The following is a 6,773-nucleotide window of genomic DNA, read 5'->3' as shown; positions in this document are numbered from 1 at the left end:
GGCGAGGCGGGCATGGATGGTGTGCAGGCGGCCGCTGCCGATGAGGGCGATCTGCAGGCGCTGCCCGCCGTCGAGCAGGCCTTCGCCGCCGCCGAGCGGCAGTTGCAGATCTACGGCCCGCGCCTGCAGGCCAAATACGGTGCGGCGATGAAGCTGTGCAGCTTCGCCGTGGTCTCGGTCGGCTTCGAGCGCATCCTGTGGCGGCGGGTGCACTAGGGGCGGATTCCCATCCGCGAATGGCAGTGACGGCACAACAGCGCGGCTGTCGTTCGGCCTGCGGCATGGTGTTCGACCGCCGTGCCCGCAGGTGCGGCCCCCGACCGCAACCCGGCGCCATTGCGGCACTGCTGCTCCTCGCCGGCTGTGCCATCCAGCCCAAAGTGGAGCTGGTCGATGCCAACACCGCGCTGGAACGGCAACTGCTGGGCGATTACTTCGACCTCGACCGCAAAGCGCTGCTGTTGACCCCCATGAGAGGTACGCCCGCACACCTCGATCCGGCCACGCTCGCCTACCGCAAGGCGGTCGCCGGACGCGCCTTTCGGCTGGATGAGATCGATGCCTGGAAACAGGCGGGCTACCTGACCGAACAGAGCAACGGCCTGTTGGCCCCCGGCCCCAAACCGTTCCCCGCCGGGGAACCGCGGCTGCACCAACGGTTCGCCCGTCTATGGCGGCTGGAGAACCGGGATCGACGGTTCATCTTCCGCCACATCATCGCCACCAATCCCCGTTTCGCCTCCTCCACCGTCGAGGAACTCGGCCGTCGGTTCCACCGCATGATCCGAACACGAATGCGTACCCGACCGGAACCGTAGTAGCCCCCCTTGCACCACCACCCTTCCACCGGATCGGCGGCGCGCCGGCCGTTGCCGCCCCCCGCAGGCGGCCTGCTGCTCGGCCTGCTCTTGACCCTGCCACTCGCACCATTCCCCTCCCCCGCGCAAACATTCAGCATCCTGCCCGACGGCGGGGCCGGCTCGATGGAACCAGTGCCGCTGCCCGACGGCGGGCTGCTCTTCGTCTCCACCCGGCGGCAAAACCTGGAGATCATGCGCATGGAGGCGACGGGAGAGCTCTCCGTCTGGGAGCGCCACCCGGCCGACGAGCGCGAACCGGCGGCATCCCCAGACGGCCGGCTGATCGCCTTCGTCTCCACCCGCAGCCACCCGCAGGGGCAGGTCTGGATCAAGCCGCTGGCCGGCGGCAGGGCGCGACGAATCCCGCTGCCCGGCGCCCAGCGCCATCCGCTCTTCCGCGCCAACCGGATCCTCGAGATCGAACAGCTCGGCCCGAACGGCTGGCGGCGGGTGGCCGTCGATCTCGACAGGGTTGCGCGGAAGGGCGGAGCGGCCACAACGGCGCGCCCGCATCGCTCGGCCGCGGCGACGGTCTCCGGCCGCACCACGGCGCCGGCGCGCGCCCCCTTCGCCGTCGCCCACCCCTTCGACACCAACGGAGACGGCCGGCGGGATCAGGCCGACCGCGGCTGGATCGTCGACCGACGCGGGAAGCAGGCGGTGCCGATCACCCCATTGATCCTCGATGCCGCCGATCCCCGCTACGACCCGCGCCACCACCGCCTCTGGTTCACCCTCCACCGCACCACACGACCGCAGGTCGCCGCGCTGCAGCTCCCCCCCGACCGACCGCCCCGACCGCCCCGCTCCCTCGCCGATGCGCCCGCCTGGCGGCTGCTGCGCTGGATGCAGCAACCCCACCCCGATTCGGCGGCGTGGCGCAGCGAGCGCAACGAGCGGCTGTGGCAGGCCGGCTGGATCGAGGCGGTGCGCACCGAGCTGCGCCTCGAGCCGGACCACTCCCTGCGCGGAGCATGGATGCGCATCCGGCTGGCCGTGCACGACGGAGCGGCGATCCCCAGGGCACGCATCGCGCGGCTGCTCGGGCAGGCGGCCTCCCGCAACGACCCCTTCCTCGACCGGATGCGGCTCGATCAGGGGCGATGGCTGGCCGATCGCGGCCGGGGTATCGAGGCGATGAAGATCCTCCGGCGGGTGGCGCGCGCGCCGTGGCGGCGGGAGGCGCTGCTGCTCCGCGCCGAACTGCTGCTGCAGGCCGGCGATCCTCCCGCCGCGCTGCGGCTGGTGGTCGCCAACTGGCCGCAGATCGGCCGGCGGCTCGATCGGCGGCTGCAACGGCTGATCACACAGATCGCCACCGATGGGGCCGCCGATCCGCTGACCGCCCTCGCCCACGCCCTCACCCACCAAACAGGCGTGCCATCGGCCATCCGCTCCCTCTGGCGGCTGCAGCGGGCACGGCTGCTGCAGCAACGCGGCGACCTCCCCGGAGCGATCGCCGCGCTGGCCGCCGTCCCGGCCGACGCCCGGGCGGAGCTGCTTCGGGCGCGCGACCGGTTGCGCCTGGCCCTCTACCATCGGCAGGTCCGCGCACTCCTCGCCCAAAGCAAGGCGCAGGAGGCGCTGGCGTGGGCCATGCGGGGGGTGCGCCGCTTCCCCGACGACGCCGTCGGCCGCCGCCTGCTGCTGCAGGCGGGCGCGGCCGGGGGGAAAGGGCTCGATCCGGCCTGGTGGCGCCGATCGCTGGCGTGGATGCACGACCCGGTCGCACGCCGCTATGCCGAAGCGCTCCAGCTGAGCTACCGCCTGGGAGGCGAACGGCGAAGCGCGCAGCTGCTGCAGCGGTTGATCCGCCGGGCGCCGGAGTTCTGGCCCGCCCGCCAGACCCTGGGATGGCTGCTGGAACAGCGCGACGACCAGGCGGCGCTGCGCCGGGCGCTGGCCCATTACGACACCGCGCTTCGGCTGCTCGAGGCACAGGGGGGGGAGCCGGAGGATCTGCGGGCGCTGCGGCGCAACCGCATCAACCTCGCCTTCCGCCTCCGCCTCCCCTCGGTGGTGCTGGAGGGGGTCGACGACTGGTGGCGCCGGGAGCCGGGGGCGATCGACCACGCCCTGCTGCTGCAGGCGGCCCACGCCGCCCTCGACCTCGACCGGCCGCAGACCGCCCTACGCTGGCTCGACCGGCTCCCCACCCCCCTGCCCGACCGGGAGCGGCGGCCCGCGCTCCATCTACGGGCGATGGCCGCCATCCTTCTCCACGATCATCGCCGGGCGGCGCGGCTCTTCGACCGCATGCGGATCGACCCGGAGCTCGCTCCGACCATGCGCCGGCGGCTCGGCCTGAGCCGGGCGGCGGAGCTGATCGCCGCCGGCGACGACGAAGAGGCGGTCGCCCTGCTCACCGACCTGCTGCAGCAGCCCCCCTTCCGCGACCCGAACAGCCCGCTGCGGCTGGGGGGGAAGGCGCGCCCCTACGACAGTCGCTGGGTGGCCGACAGCCTGCTGGCGCATGCGGAGCGCGACCGAGGCGCGTGGCGTGAAGCCCTCGCCCCCCTGCAGCGGCGACTGCAGCCCTACCTGAGCGACCGGAGCAGAATGGCGGCGCTGCTGCGCAACCAGCTGGCCCAGGCCGAACTCCACCTGGGGCGCTGGCCGCAGGCGGCGGACCACTTCCGCCAGGCGGCGGAGGCGGCCCGTCGTGCCGGCGATCGCGCCGGGGAGCGGCGCAACCGCACCCTCGCCCTGGAGTTGAGCCAGGCGCGCGACGGCCGCCTCGACCCACCGAGCATCCGCTGGCTGACGCGCCAGCCCGAGCCCGACTTCCGCATGCAACTGCTGCTGCTGTCCCAGCCGATCGAGGGGGAGAAAGAGGCCCCGGCCACCCTCGCCGGCGCCGAGCGGCGATCCCGCGCCTTGAGGCGACGGCTGCGGCGCTGGCGGGCGCTGCGGGCGGCGACCGGCGATCCCGCGCTGCGGGCACGGCTGCAATACGCCTACGCCCGCTGGCTCGAGCGGGAAGGGTTCGACCGGCAGGCACAGGAGGCGTGGCGCCGGCTTGCCGCCGACCCCGCCGCCGATCCGTGGCTACGGCAGGCGGCCGAGGTGGCAGAGGCCTGTGCCGACGGCGGCCCGGGAGAGGAACGCTTCCGCCGGCTGGCCGGGGCCTTCGATCCGCTGATCGCCGCCTTGCCACAGCCGCTCCCCTTCCACCTCGCCGTGGTCGACCGGCTCTACTTCGCCCGCGCCCGCCGGCTGCTGGACGACGACGCACCACAACGGGCGCTCGCCACCCTGCTGCACCGCGAGGTGGTGGTCGCAAGGCTCCGGGCGCGGCTGCACGGCCGGCCGAGGGCGGGTTCCCTCCCGCCGCCGATGTCGCTGCGCCGCATCCGGCGGCAGCTCGCCCCCGATGAAGGGCTGATCCTCTGGTGGCGCGAGGCGGGCGCGCTGTGGGTGCTCGACCACGACAAGAGCGCCTTCCGCCGGATCACCGCGCCGGAGGCGGCCGAATGGGCGGAGATCGCGGCCTCCATGAGCGGCGGCCGGCGGCGGCTGATGCTGGTCGAGCCGCTACCCCGACGGGAGGATGCAGACATCCTGCAGGAACGCAGCGGCGCGCCGGTGACCATCGCGCCCACCATGATCTCGGCCCCGCGCATGGCCTCCATCCGCCACGCGCAACGCTCCGTGCGCTACTGGCGCAACCGGTTGTGGGAGCAGGCCGATCTCGCCCTGCGCGACTGGCGGGCCCACCTCCGGGCGGGGCTCGACGCCTACCGCCACCGGCGCTGGCGCGATGCCTGGCGGGAGCTGTCGACGGCGCTTGAGACCGCCGAGGGGATCCCCCGCCGCCATCGGAACAAGCTGCGCCTGCTGGCCGCCCGCAGTGCGTTGCGGATCGATCGCCCCGATCTGGTGCGCACGCTGCCCACCGCCGGCATGGCGCACGGCGGGGCGTTCCACCGCCTGCGGCTGCAGGCCGAGGCGCTGCTGGCGGAGCGGCGCGGCGCGCTGCCCGGCGCCGCCGACCTCTGGAAGCGGCTGCTGGCCGTCACCCGCGATCCGCGCCGGCAGGCCCCCGCCCTGCGGGGGCTGGCCCGCATCGCCCAGAGCGGCCTGCTCGATGTGGCGAAGATCCGCAGGCTGCTCGACGCGGCGATCGACCGCCTGCCCGATTCCGCCGCCGCACTGCGCGCCGCCCTGGCGCTCGACGACGCCGAACTGGCCATCCAGCGCCAGCCCGACCGGCCGCGGCTCGGCGCGTGGGAGCGGACGCTGGCGCGGGCCGAAGGGATGATCCGGTCGCTGCACGATCCCGCTCTATCGCACCGGCTGGCGCTGCTCCGGCTGATCGTCGCCTGGAAGCGCCACCACTTCCGTCGGGCGCTCGATGGGATCGCCGCACTCGAAGGGGAGCTGCGGCCCGACGACCCGCTGCAGATCGACCTCGACAACCTGCGCGGGCTGGTGCTGCAGTCGACCGGCGACTACCGCCGGGCCCGCTCGGCCCTTCTCCGCGGCAGGGAACGGAGCGCCATGCTGCCGCGGGAGGCCGCCTACGAGCGGCTGGCCGCCTTCGACAACAACCTCGGCCGACTGGCGCTGGAGACGGGGGAGTTGGAGGCGGCGGCGATCTACTTCCGGCGCGCGACGACGATCGACCGGCTGCGCCACAACGCCTTCGGCCTGGTCTACGACCTGCGCAACCTGGCGCGGCTGCGCTATCGTCAGGGGCGTCTGGAGGAGGGCGACCGGGCGGCGGCGGAGGCCCGAAGCCGGGCGGTCGCCACCGGCCTGACCGAAATCGCCGGGGAACTCGCCCGACTTGGCGCGCTGGCCCACCCGGAGCGACCGGTGGATCCCCTCCCCGACGGCGGGGGATGGCAGGCGCTCTGGCTGCGCGCCCGCAACGCCCACCACGGCGGGGAGGTGTCCCGGGCGCACTCCCTCTACGAACAGGCGCTGCGCGCCCTGCTCCGGCAACCGGCGGGCGGGGGAATCGACCGCGAAGGGATCGACGCACCGATCCTGCTGGCCGAGGAGGCGGTCGCCACCGCCTTCGCCGACCACGACCCTGCCGGCGCGCTCTGGCTGAGCGAGCTCTATCGGCTGTGGGCCGCTCCGCGGGCGCAGCCCTTCCGGCCGCCCGAACGAGCCGCGTTCGACCGGCTGCTCCGGCGGATGCGCCGGCCGCTGCTGGTCTACTTCGCCGGACGACGTCGGGCATGGGGCTGGCTCTGCCGTCGCGGCCGGATCCACGCCGTCGCGCTCGCTCCGGTCGCACGGTGGCGGCCGGCGCTGCGTCGGCTCCAGGTGGGGCTGATGCGCCACACCACCATCCGGCGGGAGGCCCGGCTGCTCCAGCGGCTGCTGTGGCGCCCCATGCAGCGGCGGCTGCCCGAGGGGGGCGTGCTCACCATCGTCGTCGCAGACCGGCTGGCCGGGCTCCCCTTCTCCCTGCTGCCCGATGCGACGGGGAAGCCGCTGCTTGCCCGCTACGCCCTGCGCTACACCCCCCACATCCTGTGGCAGGGATCGCGCAACACCGACCGGCGGCGGGGCGGCGTACTGCTGGCCGGCAACCCCGGCAGGGGCCCCTCCCGACTACTGCTGGCCGAGGCGGAGCTGAGGGCGGTGCGTGAACTGGGCCCGGCACGGGAGAGCCGCCTCGCGTTCCCGATCGACGCCTCGACGCTGCTGCGCCGGATGGGACGATACGACACCCTCCACCTGGCCGCGCACGCCCACCACCACCCCCGCCTGCCGCTGGAGTCCGCCCTGCTCCTGCCGGGCGGGGAAGGGGCGTCGGGGGAATTGCGCGCCGTCGAGCTGCTGCACCTTGCAGCGCCTCCCCCCGCCCGAGTGGTGCTCACCGCCTGCGGCGCCGACGACCCGACCGCACGGAGGCCCAACATCTTCCCGCTGGTCTTCCTCGCCGCCGGCAGCCGG

At 74.3% G+C, this 6,773-nt stretch carries 3 protein-coding genes; all 3 read left to right on the top strand.

The window, feature by feature from the left end; all coding sequences use genetic code 11:
- The first annotated feature begins 12 nt into the window (after positions 1–12).
- Entirely contained in the window at positions 13–216 is a 204-nt protein-coding gene (locus tag D6682_00015) for a hypothetical protein (protein ID RMH53089.1), read from the top strand.
- Positions 217–281: 65 nt separating this feature from the next.
- Positions 282–818 (top strand): hypothetical protein, encoded by a 537-nt coding sequence (locus tag D6682_00010; GenBank protein ID RMH53088.1) that lies wholly within the window; start codon positions 282–284, stop codon positions 816–818.
- A 174-nt stretch (positions 819–992) separates the two neighbouring features.
- Positions 993–6,773, top strand: a 5,781-nt coding sequence (locus D6682_00005; GenBank protein RMH53087.1) for a CHAT domain-containing protein, incomplete at its 3' end; no start/stop codon positions are given.

This window comes from Zetaproteobacteria bacterium (assembly GCA_003696765.1).
In the GTDB taxonomy this organism is placed as follows: domain Bacteria; phylum Pseudomonadota; class Zetaproteobacteria; order Mariprofundales; family J009; genus RFFX01.
This window is presented reverse-complemented; position numbering and strand designations above follow the sequence as displayed.

Coding starts and splice junctions, on each gene's coding strand:
- D6682_00015 (RMH53089.1), top strand. CDS start 13: ATGGATGGTGTGCAGGCGGCCGCTGCCGATGAGGGCGATCTGCAGGCG.
- D6682_00010 (RMH53088.1), top strand. CDS start 282: ATGGTGTTCGACCGCCGTGCCCGCAGGTGCGGCCCCCGACCGCAACCC.